The sequence below is a fragment of the Erythrobacter crassostreae genome, assembly GCF_019204045.1.
Lineage (GTDB): Bacteria > Pseudomonadota > Alphaproteobacteria > Sphingomonadales > Sphingomonadaceae > Erythrobacter > Erythrobacter crassostreae.
In genome coordinates, this window is record NZ_JAGSPC010000001.1 from 1 (window position 1) to 16,906 (window position 16,906).

General features: G+C 54.7%; 12 protein-coding genes. 5 read left to right on the forward strand and 7 right to left on the reverse strand.

The window, feature by feature from the left end; translation table 11 throughout:
- Nucleotides 1–75: 75 nt before the first annotated feature.
- From KCG46_RS00005 to KCG46_RS00020, 4 genes are all read right to left on the reverse strand, one after another.
- Nucleotides 76–396, reverse strand: coding sequence for a hypothetical protein (locus tag KCG46_RS00005; protein ID WP_218403332.1), 321 nt, complete (start codon nt 394–396; stop codon nt 76–78).
- Between the two features lie 112 nt (nt 397–508).
- Entirely contained in the window at nt 509–3,739 is a 3,231-nt protein-coding gene (locus KCG46_RS00010; RefSeq protein ID WP_218403333.1) for a PKD domain-containing protein, read from the reverse strand.
- A 446-nt stretch (nt 3,740–4,185) separates the two neighbouring features.
- Nucleotides 4,186–4,854, reverse strand: a complete 669-nt coding sequence (locus KCG46_RS00015; protein WP_218403334.1) for a response regulator — start codon at nt 4,852–4,854, stop codon at nt 4,186–4,188.
- A 90-nt stretch (nt 4,855–4,944) separates the two neighbouring features.
- Entirely contained in the window at nt 4,945–6,888 is a 1,944-nt protein-coding gene (locus KCG46_RS00020; protein ID WP_218403335.1) for a sensor histidine kinase, read from the reverse strand.
- 196 nt (nt 6,889–7,084) lie between these two features.
- On the opposite strand from KCG46_RS00020, the gene KCG46_RS00025 reads away from it, so the two are divergent.
- On the forward strand, nt 7,085–7,564 hold the full coding sequence (locus KCG46_RS00025; protein WP_218403336.1) for a DUF3617 domain-containing protein: 480 nt from the start codon (nt 7,085–7,087) through the stop codon (nt 7,562–7,564).
- Between the two features lie 86 nt (nt 7,565–7,650).
- Nucleotides 7,651–8,022: a hypothetical protein gene (locus KCG46_RS00030; RefSeq protein ID WP_218403337.1), complete on the forward strand. Its 372-nt coding sequence runs from the start codon at nt 7,651–7,653 to the stop codon at nt 8,020–8,022.
- Between the two features lie 16 nt (nt 8,023–8,038).
- Here the strand turns inward: KCG46_RS00030 and KCG46_RS00035 are convergent, their stop codons facing one another.
- Nucleotides 8,039–8,896, reverse strand: a complete 858-nt coding sequence (locus tag KCG46_RS00035) for a hypothetical protein (RefSeq protein WP_218403338.1) — start codon at nt 8,894–8,896, stop codon at nt 8,039–8,041.
- A 300-nt stretch (nt 8,897–9,196) separates the two neighbouring features.
- On the opposite strand from KCG46_RS00035, the gene KCG46_RS00040 reads away from it, so the two are divergent.
- Nucleotides 9,197–10,801 carry a pentapeptide repeat-containing protein gene (locus KCG46_RS00040; RefSeq protein ID WP_218403339.1) on the forward strand — a complete coding sequence of 535 codons (1,605 nt, stop codon included), beginning with the start codon at nt 9,197–9,199 and terminating at the stop codon, nt 10,799–10,801.
- A 203-nt stretch (nt 10,802–11,004) separates the two neighbouring features.
- Here KCG46_RS00040 and KCG46_RS00045 read toward each other — a convergent pair whose 3' ends face one another.
- Together KCG46_RS00045 and KCG46_RS00050 are read right to left on the reverse strand one after the other, a co-directional pair.
- Nucleotides 11,005–12,060: a hypothetical protein gene (locus tag KCG46_RS00045; protein ID WP_218403340.1), complete on the reverse strand. Its 1,056-nt coding sequence runs from the start codon at nt 12,058–12,060 to the stop codon at nt 11,005–11,007.
- Nucleotides 12,061–12,544: 484 nt separating this feature from the next.
- Nucleotides 12,545–13,462 (reverse strand): LysR family transcriptional regulator, encoded by a 918-nt coding sequence (locus KCG46_RS00050; RefSeq protein WP_218403341.1) that lies wholly within the window; start codon nt 13,460–13,462, stop codon nt 12,545–12,547.
- A 127-nt stretch (nt 13,463–13,589) separates the two neighbouring features.
- Between KCG46_RS00050 and KCG46_RS00055 the strand changes: the two genes are divergently transcribed.
- On the forward strand, nt 13,590–15,677 hold the full coding sequence (locus tag KCG46_RS00055) for a S9 family peptidase (protein WP_218403342.1): 2,088 nt from the start codon (nt 13,590–13,592) through the stop codon (nt 15,675–15,677).
- On the forward strand, nt 15,674–16,897 hold the full coding sequence (locus KCG46_RS00060; protein WP_218403343.1) for a DUF819 family protein: 1,224 nt from the start codon (nt 15,674–15,676) through the stop codon (nt 16,895–16,897). The genes KCG46_RS00055 and KCG46_RS00060 overlap by 4 nt, the downstream gene beginning before the upstream one ends.
- Nucleotides 16,898–16,906: the final 9 nt, after the last annotated feature.

A 16,906-nucleotide genomic window follows, 5' to 3' on the forward strand; every position in this document is an offset into this window, starting at 1 on the left:
TGATGACACCCTGACAGCGATCTCTTTCGCGGCAGTCCCATTCCATAGGCGGTACAATTTGTCTGACAGTGCCGATCAGAGAGTTTGCGCGAACAAAGAACCACACAGCGAAAGCGCGAGTATGGCCGCCAAGGCAATCCATTTTATAGCCTTCGGCGAATTGCGAAGAACAACAAGGTAGGCAGCCGCCCAAGGTACGAGCGCGCTGCCAACCACATATCCTACCTGCCGTCCCACCGCTTCGCCTTCATCGAATGAGCTTCCATTCGGAATGGTCTCTGCGCTTGCAGTCGACACAAAAGCCAGCAGAGCCGCGATCGACCCTGCTAGTGCAATCGCTACCGTGAGCTTCCACCACGGAGTCGGAGCTGGCATCAATCGGTTTGTCTGTTTCATAGGAATTGCCCCTTTGGGTTTTCTGATTGAATTGAATTTGGCAAGATTCGCGCAGCGGCCTGAGAGATATTGGGGGCCCCCAGGCCGCTACACTTCACGGCCTCAGTCCGGCTCAGAAACCGAACGAGATCGACACGTGCCCGCCGGTGCTTCCAAAGTTGTCCGCCCCGATACCATCATGGAATGCACCGATGCTGGCGCGAATACCGTTCTTTGACAGCATATCCAGACCGCCTTCGACACGCGCTCTCAAACCATTTTCAAGCACATTGTTGATCGAAGTGCCGAACGTGTAAATGCCCTCGACTTCGGCAAATGGACGCAATGTCCATCCGCTTTCCAATTCGATCCGGTGCTGGACACGCGGGCGGAAGCTGATGTCCCCCTGCCCAACCCTCTGCTCGGGAATGATAACATTCAAACTGTCTGTGTAGGCAATCTGCGTCTCGTCAAGGTAGCGCACCGTCAGTTCAGGGCGCACTTGCGTGCGCTTACTAAGATCAAACTGTCCAACAAACGAACCGCTATAAAAAGCGCGGTTGGTTTCAAATTCGTCTGTATAGGTGCCAAGCGGCGAGACGCGGTTGTCTGACTTACCCCATGCGGCGCGCACTTCGGCGAAGAGTGTCGGCGCAAGACGGGTCATGACATAGGGGCCAACCATCCAGCCATTACCCTCGGCCTCGCCCGCTTCCAGATCATCACGATCATTGAAATTGTCGAATTCGCCAAGCGCACCGATCAGCAGATTTTCACTGATGCGGTAATCTGCTCCGACATGGAAAATCTGAAAGCTTGCGCGTTGATTTCCAAGCTGCGCACGAGAGAAGAAGGCCTCGCCCCAGATATCGAAATCCGATTCCGTCCGGTCTGGGCCGCTTGCTATCCCCATAACCTGAGACAGGCTGGTCGATGCGCTCGCGCGGCCATCCACAATGGAAAGATCGAACGGCAAAGCTCCTGATCCCGGAACCGGCACACCGAATGCCGAGGCCGAACCGCCCGGTGCGCTCTGCCCGTCGAGCCTGTCCAGCCGTCGTTGAAGATCGGGTTGATGCGACATAATCAATGCATTGCGACCGGTGAGGAAATCAGCAATTGCGGCCGATGCCGCTTCACGCGAATTCACCGATGTGAATGTGCAGACCAGATCTTCGCTCGGTGAAAGTTCAATCGCCACCGATCGACCAGCGATGTTCGCGACGGAATCGCCATCATTGCATGTGATGTCTGTTAAGGCGAAGCCTTGACCGGTCAGGTCATTGACACTGACAGAGTAAGAGCCTGCGGCGACGCTGGTTGCGCTGATTTGACCGGTGCCGCTGACCGTGTTCACAATCCCGTTCAGTCCCGCAACACTTGAGGTGAATGTAACCGGCGTATCGCCGCCGCCCACAAGTTGTTGAATAATGGTGACCGTACCAACGGCCTGCACGCTTACTGTGACAGTAACGACAGGTGAATCAAGCTGACCGTCGTTCACCCTCAGCGCAAAAACGAGATCCTCATTGCCATTCACCGTGGGCGCGACAAATGTCGGCGAAACACTGTTCCCGCCAGTGAGCGTCACGGGTGTTCCGGCAATCTGTGTCCAGATGTAAGTCAGGCTATCACCCTCAGGATCGGTCGACCCGCTACCATTCAGCGTTACGGTCTCGCCGCTATCAATCGGCCCCTGATCTGTGCCCGCATCGGCAACGGGCGCAGTATTCGCCAGGATTGTGATCTGGACACTGTCTTGTTGGGGGCTCGATGGCGCTTGTCGGGCGCCGGAGCCTGCGCCGCCAGACGTCGCATTGTCATCGACCGTCAGATCGAATGTCAGAATTTGGTCGACAGATGTCGCGGTTGGCGCGGTGAAGGTAGGGTTGACGGTATTGGCACCCGTCAGGACTACCAATGGACCACCATTCTGAACCCAAGTGTAATTGATTGCATCGCCATCGGGATCGGAAGAGCCGCTGCCATCAAGCGTGATCGTGCTGCCGCCAACCTGCGATTGATCGGCACCTGCATCTGCAATCGGAAGATTGTTAGAGAGTACCGTCGTCGTCGTACTTGCCGACGACGATGCATCGAACACATCAGTGACCGTCAAGGCAAATTCAAGAATCTGATCGGAGTTGGTTCGCGGCGGTGCAGTAAAGGTGGCCGTCGGCGTATTTGCGCCCGTCAGTACAACTGTAGGACCTGTGACCTGCACCCAGCTATAAATCAGCGCATCGTTTTCAGGATCGCTTGAGCCAGTTCCGTCAAGGGTGATGACAGTGCCGCCCGCGACATTCTGCGGCGCGCCGGCATTGGCAGTCGGTGCCTGGTTACCGGCAATGATGATATCGACGAAATCCGATGGACCTGCTCCGCCTGCATCGCTGGCCACCACTTCAAACGTAATAGTCTGATCATTGAAGGCGCGCGGAGGCGCTGTGAAAGTCGGCGTCGCTGTGTTGCCGCCGGTCAAGGTGACCGATGGGCCAGCGGTTTGGAGCCATTGATAGGTGATCGGGTCGCCTTCGGCATCGCTGCCCGTTGCAGCAAGGTTCACAGTGTCACCGCCCGAAACGTTCTGATCGGGTCCAGCATCCACCGTTGGCGGTTCGTTTGGATTAATCGTCACTCGGATCGTGCCTAAGTCGCTGGTCAATCCATCGGATACCGAAACTTGGAAATCGATGACCTGTGGGCTCGTCACAGTTGGAGAAACGAATGAAGGCGTCGCTGTATTGCCATTTATCAGCGTGACTGGTGTGCCAGATGTGAGCTGCGACCAAGAAAATGTGAGTGGGTCACCGTCCGGATCGGTCGAAGCGGACGCATCAAGATTAACGGTTTGACCTGCGCCAACGGATTGCGCTGGGCCTACAACAGGTACTGGGATTTGATTGGCGGCAATAAGCACATCAACCGTGTCCGTATCGATTGAAGTGCCATCATTTGCCTCCATCTCAAACGTCATCGCCTGCACGGCATTCGTTTTGGAGGGCGCTGTGAATTGCAATTCACCGGTGCCGGTGTTGAAACTAAAACTGCTCGCCGGTGGTGGCCCTGACAATTGCGCCCAGCCATAAGTGATCGGGTCATTCTCTGGGTCAGTAGCAGCAGCTGGCAGCGATACCGTTGCTCCGCCCATCACAGTTTGGTCTGGCCCCGCATCCGCAGTCGGCGGTGCGTTGGGAACGAGCCGTGAGCACCCGCTTCCTCCTTGGGCTAAAAGTGTTTCAGGTATAGACGCTGAACGCAAAACCGGACTGCTGAGTATCACAGTAATCGACGGGGCATTCGAAGTCGCCTCAAGCAGGCGAAGCTCAAAGCTGTTTGCCGCCAGCGAACTCGATAGAACCACTGGTTGTGTAACGGTTGTGGTGGAGCCTACTGTATTAGCATCAGGCGTACGAGCGGTTACGAATTGGCCCGTGCTAGTGGTGATCGAGAATTGCGTATAATCGATCGCCGGCGGGGAATCCGTGATCGTTCCAGTTATTGATGCGCTTACTATTAATTGGCACTGTCCACTGGACGTTGTGCTCGCGGATACCACGGATAAACTACTGGAAGTCGCTGCGTTCCCAGTGCCTGGGAAGGCAATTGCAGCGAGTATTGCGACTGGCATTGCGGAAGAGCGGAATAGTGATTTCTTGTATGATGATGGCAATGGACAAACCCCTCAATGAAATTTGAGAGGGATATGCGCAGGCATTGGTACCTTGCGAAAACCACATTGTTGGGTAGGTGGCGGCGCGGTGCACCATAAGTGTGGTGCAGGGAGGGAAGCTTTAACCCGTCCAAAAGCTAAAGCTTTAGTTGCCCGGTCTTCAGCGCTTCGTACACGGCCTCGCTGCGGGAATGGACCGCAAGTTTGCCATAGATTGATTTGACATAATTGTTGATGGTCAGAGGGGCGATCCCCATCGCGCTGGCCGCTTCTTTGTACGTTAGACCACGCGCGAACAGGTTTAGTAATTCAACCTCGCGCTCCTTAAGCTCAACATCCTCTCCAGCCTCAGCCGCCTCAACCAGGGCATCATCGTTGCGGAGACGTTCAAGCAGATAGACCGCTGCAGTCGCGCTTACAGGAGAGCCTCCGTCCAGCGTCACTTCGATCCCGTCGGTGATTTCCTGAACGCTGCTGTCTTTCAGTAAGTATCCATCTGCCCCTGCACGGATCGCGCCGACAACAGTCTGCCTGTCTCCGAACGAGGTTACAATCAAGACCTTGCCTCCGGCGGCTTCCTTTATCTCGGGAACAAGATCCAGCCCGCTGCCATCAGGCAGGCCGATATCGACCAGAAACAGATCAGGCTTCAACCGGAACAGCTTACGAGCGTCAGCCACAGACGACGCGACACCTGCAAGGTCGAGATCAACCATATCGGTGACAATCGCGATAAAATGATCGAGCAGATTGGGGTCATCTTCAATAATCGCCACGCGGCGGGTTGGGCCCAGATTATCCGTCATTTCGTTCATCCAACAGCAAGGTTTTGTGCCCTGTGAAACCATTAGAGGCACGAGCGCCAGCCAGAAGTGTGGGTGATTAGAGCCGCAAAGTCATTCGGCATGTCCGGCCATAGTCAACAAAACACGTGTTCCGTCGTCACTCGATACGATGTCAAATTCCGCTTCAATTCCCGTCGCCCTTGCCCGCATGTTCCTTAGGCCGCGGCCTGATCTTCCTGACGCCGCCTGAGCAATACCTCCGCCATTGTCCGCGATCGTGATTTGCGTCGTATTCGGATTGCCGGGAGCCGCCCCGATCGTCACATCGATTGTGTCGCCGCCGGAATGTTTCAACGCATTCGTCAGCGCCTCTTGCAGGATACGGAACACCTGCAAAATTTGGCGCGGGTTGTATTGCGGCAAAATTGCGGTTCCATCGTCAGACCAGTTTACCGCAAAACCTGCCTCCTGAGCGCGCGGAACAATCCGTTTTTTGAATACAGTCAATGCGGCTCTGAGCGATTCCCCTACAGAGTCCATGGAATCGATCATCAATCGCATCTCATCAATGACCGATTGCAAGCCATCAGCGTAATCGGAATACTCGCCATTCCCGCGCTTTGCCATCATCATCATTGACATCAGGTGGCTGCCCAACCCGTCATGCATATCGCGCATGATCCGCTGACGCTCCTCATCGAGGGCTTGTTGGCGAACGAGCCGCTTTTCCCGGTCATGAGCCACGGCGAGCTCACCTGTGCGTTCATCCAGTTGCGCCTGAAGCAGATCATTGATCTGCGCAGAGGTTCGGAACAGCGTCACTCGCCGAGCGAAAAAGGCAATCGCGATCCCGATAATCAGGAAGGGCTGCGTCCGGCTGGCATATCCCATGTTCAAGGCGTCGGTCATTTCTGTAATGACCTGAAGAGCCAGCAGCGACACAAGCAAAAGAGCAATCGCCGCCTCCAGATAGCGATCTTCTCGCAGGTCACGAAAATTCCAGATCAGACGCGCACCCGTAGCTCCTGAAAATGCGATGCCGGTGTAGAAAAGAACCTCGCCAGCGCGGTCATATCCCGCTCCTATCGGCAGGTTATAGAGGCAGTAAACAACTGCGAAGAGAGCGCAGACAAATACGAGAAAAGCCAGTGGCATGATCCATCGGATTCGGTCCCGCGACCATGCATTGGCCCAGCCGAACCAGGCAAAATTCGCAAACAGTGTGAGGGCGCAAAAGTACGCGAACCGCGCCTGCCCGCCAAAAGGAGGATCAGTCCAAACGTAGTAATGCGATATTCCTGCCAACGCGACGGCAAGCAAAAACAGCCACAACGCGCCGTAATCTCGGCCCGAAATCAGGAAAAATATGAAAGAGAACAGCGCCACCATCGCGATCGCGGCAATAAGGGCATAGCTATACCCTTCTGTCAGAAACTCTGTGTGCGCCATGTTGCTTTGGATGTGCGAATATTCCCCCAGAATGGGTGCAAAATAGTCAAAGTAAGGGATGCCATCGCGCACCATGATAAAGGTGACTTGGTTCGCGCCCTTATTCACCGCATCAACGGGGATGTGGTATGTCTTACGATAAAGACCATCATAGGTATGGTCGGGCAGTTCGAGCCTTCCCGTGCCCGCAATGAAATTGCCATTCACATAGATCGAGAAATTGTCTGCGCGGACATGCGGCGAGAGCCCTAGCCCTTTTTCCGGCACTTCATCCAATTCAAAACTATAGCGAAAAGCGCGGTAGCCCGTCTCGCAGCAATGCCATGCAGGCATATCATCAATGGCCGCGAATTTCGCAGAATCGACGGCGGCAAATGTAGGCTCTTTGAGCCGTGCTTCGGCGTAGTCATAACCGTCAATGGTTTCAAAACCCGGGCTCGGTGTGCCGATCACAGCAGGCTTTATCAAAAGCCAGAAAAGCAGCTGGACAAAGATCACAGCTATCGCAAGCCGCAACAGGTGCGGCATCTTATGCAAAATTGGGATGATTTTTTGCCGGATCATCTCTTTCTCCACATCTTGCCCTGCGCCGCTCAGAATACGCATCTAAGCGGCCACACTTATGGTGCATCATTTCGCCCGTAACACCACATTTGTGGGTCGGTTGAGCGATGCCGCCTCGATTGACAGCAGCATCTCTCACCCTCCGGCCCCCACACTTATGGGATTAAGGCAGCTGCAGCTGACACTAGTACAGCATGGCGAGAAACGTTTCGCCAAGTATTGAGGGAATATGAGTGCAATGCAAAAGACAGCAATTACCATCGCCGCTTTGATCGGCCTGAGCGCATGCAGCCAAGGTCCAGCAGAAGATGAAATCCTGCCAGGTAACTGGAAAATGTCCGCTGGCATGACAGAGGTTCAGGTTCCAGGCGCCACCGAAGAACAGGCGGCAATGTTCAAAGAAATGGCGGGCCAGATGTCTTCGCAAGAACAATGCGTTGCAGAGGACGAAACGAAACTTGATCCCGACGAACTCACACAGGTCTTTGCACAGGCTGGAGAATGCGAAGTAGGAGAGTTTGACTTCTCGGATGGCAAGATCGCGGGTAGCTTGACCTGCTCAATCGGCGGTAGCACCTCCGAAATTGCGATAACCGGGACGGTAAGCCCGGAAAGCTTTATGATGAGTGCGGCAACTGAAGTGTTAGAAGATAATTTTCCTGAGGGAAAAGCGAATGTCACTATGGTGGTGAAAGGCGAGCGGATCGGCGATTGCTAATCGGCAATGAATACAATGATGGGCGATTAAGCCGCTTCTTTTTCAGCAGTAATTTGCTGGGGAGATGCGGCTTTCTCGCCTGTTCAGTGCTTTCTCTGCAGGCGTGCACCCCGCCTACCCTGAATGTTACCCTTGTTCAAATTGGCGGTGAAGAAGAATTTGACGCCTGCCCCGGTGTTGGCCGGATGGCCGCTCTTCCCGGCTCAGATGCACCTCTTGAGGTTCGCGCCAGACCGGAATTTGACGCGCCCGTTACAGGCTATGTCGATCCCGGCGCATTTGTATGGATGTGCGAATTGACAGACGATAGAGCTTGGCACGGAGTCCTTTATTCCCATCGCGAGGATGACCGTATCCCATGCGAAGTTTCCAGCCCAATCGCTGAACGACAAGACTACAGCGGCCCATGCCAACAAGGCTGGGTTCCTGACGAGACTATCGTCCTGTTCGCAGACTGAGCCGGACCGTTACCGCCTACTTCGGGATGTTTTCGCAAGCCATACGTTTCGCAGCGTGGGAAGAGCGCCGGACAGCGGATCCCTCTTTGATCATAGTGAAGTCGTAGAGGTAGCACTTGCCCGATGCCGGATCTTCAACAGCAATTGCAGCATCACGGACCTGCCCGATCACAATCCCATACGCATTTCGCTTAGGCGCCCAGCCGCTGCGAATATGGATCTTCTTGATTGTGTAAGGAATACCGCTTGTGCCCCAAGCCGTTCGGAAGAGGTTTTCTGTTGGCTTACTGGCTTGAACCGCGGCAGGCATCCTAACTTTTCGAGCCCGTTCCATGATGACCTCTTCTTTGAGGATATTAGCGCCTTCTCTGGAACCGAATTTTTGTAGCACCCCACCAATGAGGGCGCGCGCTTCCGAATATGTCGCATTTTCAGGATAGATCACAACTGCCGCGTCTAAGTTAGTCGCATGAACCAGCATCAGATTGTACGCCGCATCGGCGACACCGATATTATTCACCATCTGCTCGGCCCAAGCAGCCTCTCGTTCAGCGGTTTCCGCCTGAGTGTCATAGAATGCTCTCAATTCACCGTCAGCTTGATTGCGCTGGACTTCGGAAAGAGCACCAAAGCGACCATCTGCAAATCGCTCGGCGCGTTCTTTGTAGGCTGTAACTTCGCGGTCGATACGATCATTGTCAGCCTTTGACCCCCAACTTGAGTCAATCAGAACCGATAGCATTCCGACTTCGCTGCGGAATTTACGCTCCAGCTCTTTGCTACCCGAGCTATTGATTTCACTTGGCTGTACGTTCTCGGGCGTCGAACCAATCTTCGGACTGCTGCCAAGTGGGTTCTTTACCTTAACAGGCATTCTGAGGCTCTGCGCGCTCAATGCTATCGTTGAAGCAAAAGCTGGCTGAAAGAGCCCCACTGACATCGCCGCTCCTGCAATCAAACCGAACCCTGCTACGCGCTTAATCATTGCCTCACTCCATTGTGACTTTTCTGGCAACAGGATGGAGACGCAATCAATTGATGCCGACCCACGAATGTGGTTGCTTAGAGATCGAGCAACAGAGCTCAAGCCAGCACCCTGTTTATGGTTTTCACCCCCAACGCAAGAGCAGCTATCACTAAGCGAGGTGGAACTCAGCCGAATAAGGGACAGCCAATGAATACCGTCAGAAGAGCATCTTTAATGCTGGCGGCTTTGACCGCTGGCTCTGCGATCATGCCCGAACTAGCGTCAGCCAAGGGCCTGCCGGCAGAATCGTGCAAACAGCTATTCGATCACGCCAAGGCCGGAAGTGAAACGATATTCCCGTCAGAGGCCAGCGGCGACTTCGAATATCTCGATGGCGCCGAGCTCCATACGCCTGATATGCTGCGCGCGGCCTTAAAACGCATTCGGTCATCGGAACATTCCGGTGCCAAAACACCGGTCGTCCTGATAGCGCGCGGGAACTTTGACGGATGGCTGTTTCAGGGAACCAATCCTGACAATTTGCCCGTTTGTTTTAATCAAAGCTCACTTGCCGGATCGAACTGGGAAAACGCTGATTATCCCGGGGTTGGGTTCCTTCAGTCTGATCTCACAGACGCCAATTTCCGAAGAGCACGCATAGAAAACGCCATCTTCCACGATTCCGCCTTAACGAATGCGATCATGCAGGACGCTTTCATCAAAGGCGGCCGGTTCAGCGGAAGCTGGGCCCGCAGCGTGACGAACTGGGACCTTTCAGGCTCCGACTTGACCCAATTCGTATTTGATTGCGGGATAACGATAGGCGATGGCTGCACGCTGGAGCGGGATGGAATAAAATTCGCATACGCCAATCTGGAAAAAGCTGATATTTCGTCCTTCCCGACTTGGGGAACTGCGGATTTCGACGGTGCTGTTTTCAAGTCAACCAAGATTGCCCCAAAGCAGATACGCTATCTGGTCGGGATTAATCCAGTGGGCACTATCGTGCTCCACGGCGGAAATGAACGGTCATATCTTACCAAATCGCATTTCCAGCAATTGCATGCCCTCTCGAAAATCGTCGTCGAAGAGAAGAGCGAGCCATCATTTCAGTGCTCTGACGCCCGCACAATTGTCGAGAAATTGATCTGCGGCGAGTATGAGACAAGGCTGCGTACACTCGATCGTCGTATGACCTTTCTCTACACAAATGGTTGGCCTCACCATTCACCTGGTCTCCAACCTCAGCGCGCGTGGCTAAAAGAGCGAAACAAGTGCGAGGATGCAGACTGTGTTGAGACCGCTTACAATGATCGGATTAACGCGGTTTTGGCGGCCAACGGAGAACCGATGTTTCTGGATTTGGGAGAAAGTGCATACTTCATCCCGGACACTATTGGCCTCCCGAAAAGCATCATCGGATCAGAGCTTTATGAACGTATCGTTCCCGCAGTCGCAGGCGAAGCGATGGCAAGCGTCCGTATAACCCGTGAGCTGGACGGCACCTATTCCGCGATCGGACAATCAATCGGGGCGAATGCACACATATGCTCGCTCAGCGGCACGAGTCTCTCATTCGACAGCACAAGCGGTTGGTTTTCCAGCACAGATGAAGGCAGTAATTCGTGGCCGCTATTTCAAATCATCCGCGACGAACTGACGATTTACAAGAACGGTCGATTCTCAGATTCTCGCCCCGAAAATAGCTCGGCGTTTGTCAGCTGCGGCGCGCGCGCCTACTTTCCAGACATGCAGCGGATTTTCTACGATACTGAAAAGCTTGCAGCTTTAATCGCATTTCCTGACGACTAGTTTTCATCCTGTTCGTGGGAGGAAATTGCTGCGCCTTCCGCGAAGTGCGATTTTCCAGAAGAGAAAGATTTAAACGGCTCGATGCGAACCAAAGTCATCTGTTTGCGCGACTGCGCCAAATGCTCAAACAAACGGCCAATCGTGCTCGCTTGACTGCTTGAAACCGGTTTACCCAAGGCGCCGCCGAAACAGCGGCATGGGGTTCAAACGTTTTCGCAGAGCATTTCATCCTGAAGAAAAGCTCTGCTGTGGTAGGCTGTACCGTACCGACCACCGCCCTGATGGTTTTGCTCAAAAAAAGCGTTGATCGCATAGCATTTGCCATCTGCCGCCTTAATGGCGAAATTAGCCAATCGGTTTCTTCTCAGAATTCGCCCGGTTAACTCGTTGCGTTCTAAGAACCAGTTCGCCGATTCCAGATGCACCTTCAAAACTTGGACACTGGAGAATTCGCGGCGGATCCCACGGCTCGATGAGAGCGCACTCGCCAACTGTTTTTCTACCGCCTGATTTTTGGCGGCAGCCGGACGCAGCCTGGTTTCTGCGATCTCGGCAACACGCTCTATATTTTGCTGCTGCAGAAGGTCGTCAAAATTCCCCGAATTGGCGAGCAGCCTAGCAGAAAATGCGTTGGCGGTGCTCACTTCCGCGTTTGCAGGAAAAAGTTGCTCCATCAAGCGCAGCTTCTCATGTGTGCGCGCGAGATCCAGCTGCGCACTGATCTTGACATCGGCTGCGGTATTCGGGTCGGCCAGCAGACTTTCTATTTCTGATAGTTTCGTCGATTTGTCATTTGTCCAATATCGAACATCAGTAAGAGTTCGAGCCATGCTACGACTCGTCGTATCTTGTGTGGCTTGAGACAGTTCAGATGTGATCTCCCTCGACATCGATTGTCGCAGCTCGCTCAATTGCTTCTTAATGACGTCAATATCGGCCGTAGAATTATACCTCCGCACCGAGAGATTTCGGATTTTGCGGAACATTTCCGCAACCAATTTGTTCAGGCGGCGATGCTCGTACATCTGTTCTCTTGTGATGCGCGGCAGGCGCTCTCTCGCTTGCAAGGTGGAACTGGAGGCCAGATGTTGCTTCGACATGATCAGCAAGGCGGTCGATTGATCACTCAATCTGCATTGCACGGTTGAACAGGCTTGGCTGCCTTGGATGCTTGCTGTGTGCTGATGCCGCGCTGCTACCGCCCCAGCGGGCAGGTTTACAGCGATTGCTGTGGTGAGAAATAACATCTGTTTCCGCATGGTCTGTTGCGTCGCTTTCTTCCGGATGGAGTCACGAAAGCAATAGTACCGGAGTGGATGACTGCATAACCACAGATGTGGTCCAAGAGCTATGAGTTCTCTTGATTATCCGTTCAGTCGCCCAACCCAAAAAACACTTCGCGTCAACAGGGTATCTGATCAATATGTCCGCAAGTGGGCCGGTAGGCGACTGTCCGCTCCTGGGTGACGAGGCGCCAAATGCAGCCCGTCAGCAAACGACCCATTTGCAGACATTGTAAAGGTCAAAACGATATCGGTCAGATGAGGAATTTGGGACACCGCGATCCGAATGAACTCGGTAGTCTACTGCTTCACTTAACGGGAAAGTCTGGTCGGCGAAGCGGAGCTAGACTTTGCCCACGCACTGGCCATTGCAGGCTAGTAGCCTGTGTTTTTCGCATAGCTGCTTGCTGTCGTTGTCGTTGGGGCTGCAGAGGCGGTGCTGATCAATGTAGCGATCCGGCTAAGACATAATTCCATTAGGCGGGTCTTTCGCAAGCAGCGCGTCCCATATCCTCTGGACGGTAGGGCGCTTGTTGTGGCGTGAGGAAAAAATCAGGATCTCCAGGTCGGCCACGTACTCGTCGGAGATCGGTCGAAACGAAGCGGTTTCACGGACATGCTCTGCGATGGTTTCCGGCAGCCAAGCGATCCCCAACCCTTCACGCGCTGCCGTGGCTAAACTCTCAGCCAAAGTGGCGCGGTAGACTGTCCGCAACCTGCGTTCGAACGCCGCATTGTTGATCATGTTTCGAAGCACGCGCGACATTATCGACGTTGGCCCATATTCCAGCAGCGGTATCGGGGTATCGTTATCTGCATCCAGAATACCGGCGAACTTTGTCGTATCGCCATATGGAAGAACACGATCAGCCGAGATCACCAGTCGCGGGTAATCATCGACATCGACATCAAACGGAATAGCGGCATGATTGTAGCAGATGAAGAAGTCGCAAGTGCCGTTTCGCAAGGCGTAAAGATATTCTTCGATCGTTCGCGTTTCAGGAACAATGGCGGCCTCAAATGGAGGAACCTGTCTGTGAAGGTCCGCCACCAACCTAGGGAGGAAATTGAGCGCAAGTGTGTGAAGGCAGGCGATGGTGACACCACGCTCGCTGATCCTGGCATAGTTCGCAGCCGCTGCCTGCGCTTCGCTGGCCTGCTTAATTATTGCACTGCCGCTGCTCATGAATTCAGTCCCTGCAGCGGTTAGACGAATGGGATGTTCGGTGCGATCAACCAGTTCAGCGCAGGCCCATTGTTCAAGCGCTTTGATCCGTCTGCTCAGCGCCGATTGAGTTACAAATCGCGCCTCAGCGGCTCGGGCAAAGTGCCCAAGTCTTGCAACTGCAGCCAAATCCTCAAGCCATTTGAGCTCCAAAACTCTTACCTTTCAAAGTCTTGCAATTTCCGCATTGAGGCTAACGACTTCGGAATTTGAAGTCGACCGTGATTTCGTCTCTCGTTTGCCTGGGACAGCGGCCAGACGCGGCACCAAATTGGGGGAAATGACCATCAAGCGAGGATTTCGTTACGGCAGCATGGTCGCAACAGGTTTGTGGGGGCTATGTGGATGGCCGGGACTGACAATGGCGGAGCAGATGCCTCAGAGTGAGCCGCTGCGTTCCGCGCCGCTCGGCCCGGTCGAATTCGTCGAACTGCCGCGGCTCTCCAACGTATCAGCCAGTGATGACGGAAGCTATCTGAGCTACATTCTTTCGGAACCTGATTGGGAAAAGGACGAGCGTAAGGAAACGCTCAAGGTACTTCGTTGCAGCGATGGCCAATGCGGCGAGACGATGCTTGAGCAGCTACCTGGAAAACCAGAAACCGGGGCCATCTGGCGGCCGGGTTCGCATCAGTTTGTGGTTTTGGCAGAGACCGGCAAGAATGATGATGAACAAGCCTATCTGATCGATCCCGCCGCCAATGAAAGCGCCCGAATCACGGATCATGCAGGGGGAATACGGCAGGTCAGCTGGCTGCCGAATGGAACAGGGCTGGTGTTCGAAGGGGACACCCCGGCAGAGGACGAATTTTCAAAGAAGTGGCGGATTGAAGCATTCGGCAGCGACGAGAGCGAAACGCTTTATCACCTTGATCTTGCAACCGGCGAGGCCCGCGCTGTGTTTTCGAGCGCGGGGATAATCGAGGGCTATTCGCTCTCAGAAGACGAAGAGCATCTGATCTTACGCCAGCGCTTCGATCCGCAAATTGAAGATCGCAATTCAGCGGAACTTTGGCGAGTTAGTCTGGTGAGCGGCGCGGCGCAGCAGCTCACCGACAACCGATATCGCGAGAATTCAGCGCGACTCTCGCCTGATGGATCCTCATTCGCTTTCATCGCCACTGTTAATGCGTTGGGCGAGCCCTATTTCGAGGACAATCTGTTCGTCCAGTCAGTAGGGGATGCTGAGCCGCGGCTGCTGTTGCCGGATGAGCCGCTCGAAGTGCTCGATATCGCTTGGGACAAGTCGGGCGAGGCGATCTGGTTCGTTGGCAATAGCGGGCTGCGCTCCCAGCTTTACCGCGTGCGGGTGAGCGACGGATCATTGACGCAAATCACTGATGGCGATCATGCCCTGCGTGATTGGCTCTACAACCCTTCTACCGGAAGACATCTCGGCCGCTTTGCCAATGGAGCGAAGCCGGGCGAAGTGTATGAAATCAATCCCCGCAGCGGAAAAGCTGAGCCGCTTTCCAACGTCTATTCTGCCGCCCTAAGCGAAGTGGATTTGCCAAAGCAGCGCAGCTTCTCTTGGCGAGCGGCTGATGAGCAGCGGCTTGAAGGATTGCTTGTTTATCCCCTCGGCTACCAAGAGGGCGAGCAATATCCCCTGGTTACGATCACTCACGGCGGTCCGCGCTCTTCTGCCCAATTCGGCAGCTGGAATGCCTCCCGCTATATCTCCGTGCTCGCAGGCCAGGGCTACGCCGTGTTCCTCCCCAACCATCGCGGCGGAACAGGCTATGGCGATGCCTTCATGCGCGACATGGTCGGCAACTATTTCCGCAACGCTCATACCGATGTGCTGAGCGGCGTCGATGCTTTGGTAGCCGAAGGTATTGCGGATCCGGACCGGCTGATCAAAATGGGCTGGAGCGCGGGCGGCCATATGACCAACAAGCTGATTACCGTGACCGACCGATTTGCTGTAGCTTCGTCGGGCGCGGGCGTCGCTGACTGGGTCTCGCTATATGGTGAGAGCGATCGCCGCTCCGGCAGAACCCCGTGGTTTGGGGGAACGCCCTGGAAAGAGGGCGCACCGCTTTCCTCCTTTCGCTCGCAGTCGCCGATCTTCAACGCGTGGAAAGTCACCACGCCCACTCTGTTTTGGAGCGGCAAAAACGACGTTCGCGTTCCTCCCACTCAAGGGATCATGATGTTCAGAGCGGTGCGTGACACCGGCACGCCGACCGCGCTCCATCTTGGCAAGGGGGAGCCGCACAATTTCAAGCGGCCAAGAAATGTCCTCTTCAAGATCAATCGTGAACTCGCCTGGTTTGCTGAGCACCTCGGACGGCCAGCCTACAAGCCGGACTTGCCCGCTCTTGAGCCGGACACCGATGAAGCCAAGGATACTGCCAAGCCATGATTACCAATGACAGCGTTATTCTCGGCCTGCTTGCCGCAGTGCTCCTCTTTGTTGGACTGACCCGTCAGCTCGGCGGCGGATGGCAGAAATTCTACACTTTCGTTCCGGTGATCCTGGTTTGTTATCTTGTGCCATCTTTGATGCGGACGTTCGGATTGATCGACACCTCGGAATCGAACCTGTGGCCGATTGCAAAGGACTACTTCCTGCCAGCAGCCCTCGTTCTGCTGACGCTGTCGATCGATATGAAGGCGATTTTGGGACTTGGTCCCAAGGCGCTGATCATGTTCTTCACCGCCACTATTGGTATCGTTATCGGCGGGCCGATCGCGCTTTGGATCGTGGTGCAGTTTGACCCGAGCATCCTTGGCGAAGGCGAAAATGCTGCCTGGCGAGGTCTTGCGACGCTCGCGGGCAGCTGGATTGGGGGCGGTGCTAATCAGACGGCTATGCTCGAAATCTACGGCTACAATCCGGAGCGCTATGCGGCACTGGTAGCGGTCGACATTATCGTTGCAAATATCTGGATGATCTTCCTGCTTTATGGTGCAGGCGCCCCCGAAAAAATCGATCGCTGGCTGAAGGCTGATACGTCGGCGATTGAGCGGCTGCGCGATAAGATGGCCGATTACAGCGCCTCGGTCGAACGCACCACTACAGCCAATGACTGGATGGTTTTGGGAGGCTTCACCCTAGCGGCAGTTGGGCTGTCGCATCTGGGCGGCGGAGCCATTGCAGCGCTGTTTGAGCAAGCATTCTCAAGCAGCGACGGCGTGCTTGCCAGCAAGTTCTTTTGGGTGGTTGTAATCGCCACGACCATCGGTTTGGGCGCAAGCTTCACCCGCGCCCGCGATCTCGAAGGAGTAGGCGCCTCAAAACTCGGGACCGTGTTCATATTCCTGCTGGTTACCGTAATTGGCACCAAGATGGACATTCTTCAGTTGGGCGATGCGCCCTCGTTCTTCGCGATTGGCATTATCTGGATGCTGATCCACACCACGCTTCTCTTGATCGTCGGTAAGATCATCCGCGCGCCGTTCTTCTTCATCGCCGTGGGCAGCAAGGCTAACGTCGGAGGCGCGGCATCCGCGCCGGTTGTGGCTGGTGCCTTTCACCCCGCCCTTGCTCCGGTGGGCGTGTTGCTGGCGGTATTGGGATATGCTCTTGGAACCTATGCCGCGATCTTAACCGCCGAACTCATGAGTATGGTTGGCGGATAGGCTGAACCC

Excerpts from the sequence above, each read along its gene's own strand:
- KCG46_RS00005 (WP_218403332.1), bottom strand. The coding sequence starts at position 396 with ATGAAACAGACAAACCGATTGATGCCAGCTCCGACTCCGTGGTGGAAG.
- KCG46_RS00015 (WP_218403334.1), bottom strand. The coding sequence starts at position 4,854 with ATGACGGATAATCTGGGCCCAACCCGCCGCGTGGCGATTATTGAAGAT.
- KCG46_RS00020 (WP_218403335.1), bottom strand. The coding sequence starts at position 6,888 with ATGCGTATTCTGAGCGGCGCAGGGCAAGATGTGGAGAAAGAGATGATC.
- KCG46_RS00025 (WP_218403336.1), top strand. The coding sequence starts at position 7,085 with ATGCAAAAGACAGCAATTACCATCGCCGCTTTGATCGGCCTGAGCGCA.
- KCG46_RS00035 (WP_218403338.1), bottom strand. The coding sequence starts at position 8,896 with ATGCCTGTTAAGGTAAAGAACCCACTTGGCAGCAGTCCGAAGATTGGT.
- KCG46_RS00040 (WP_218403339.1), top strand. The coding sequence starts at position 9,197 with ATGAATACCGTCAGAAGAGCATCTTTAATGCTGGCGGCTTTGACCGCT.
- KCG46_RS00045 (WP_218403340.1), bottom strand. The coding sequence starts at position 12,060 with ATGCGGAAACAGATGTTATTTCTCACCACAGCAATCGCTGTAAACCTG.
- KCG46_RS00055 (WP_218403342.1), top strand. The coding sequence starts at position 13,590 with ATGACCATCAAGCGAGGATTTCGTTACGGCAGCATGGTCGCAACAGGT.
- KCG46_RS00060 (WP_218403343.1), top strand. The coding sequence starts at position 15,674 with ATGATTACCAATGACAGCGTTATTCTCGGCCTGCTTGCCGCAGTGCTC.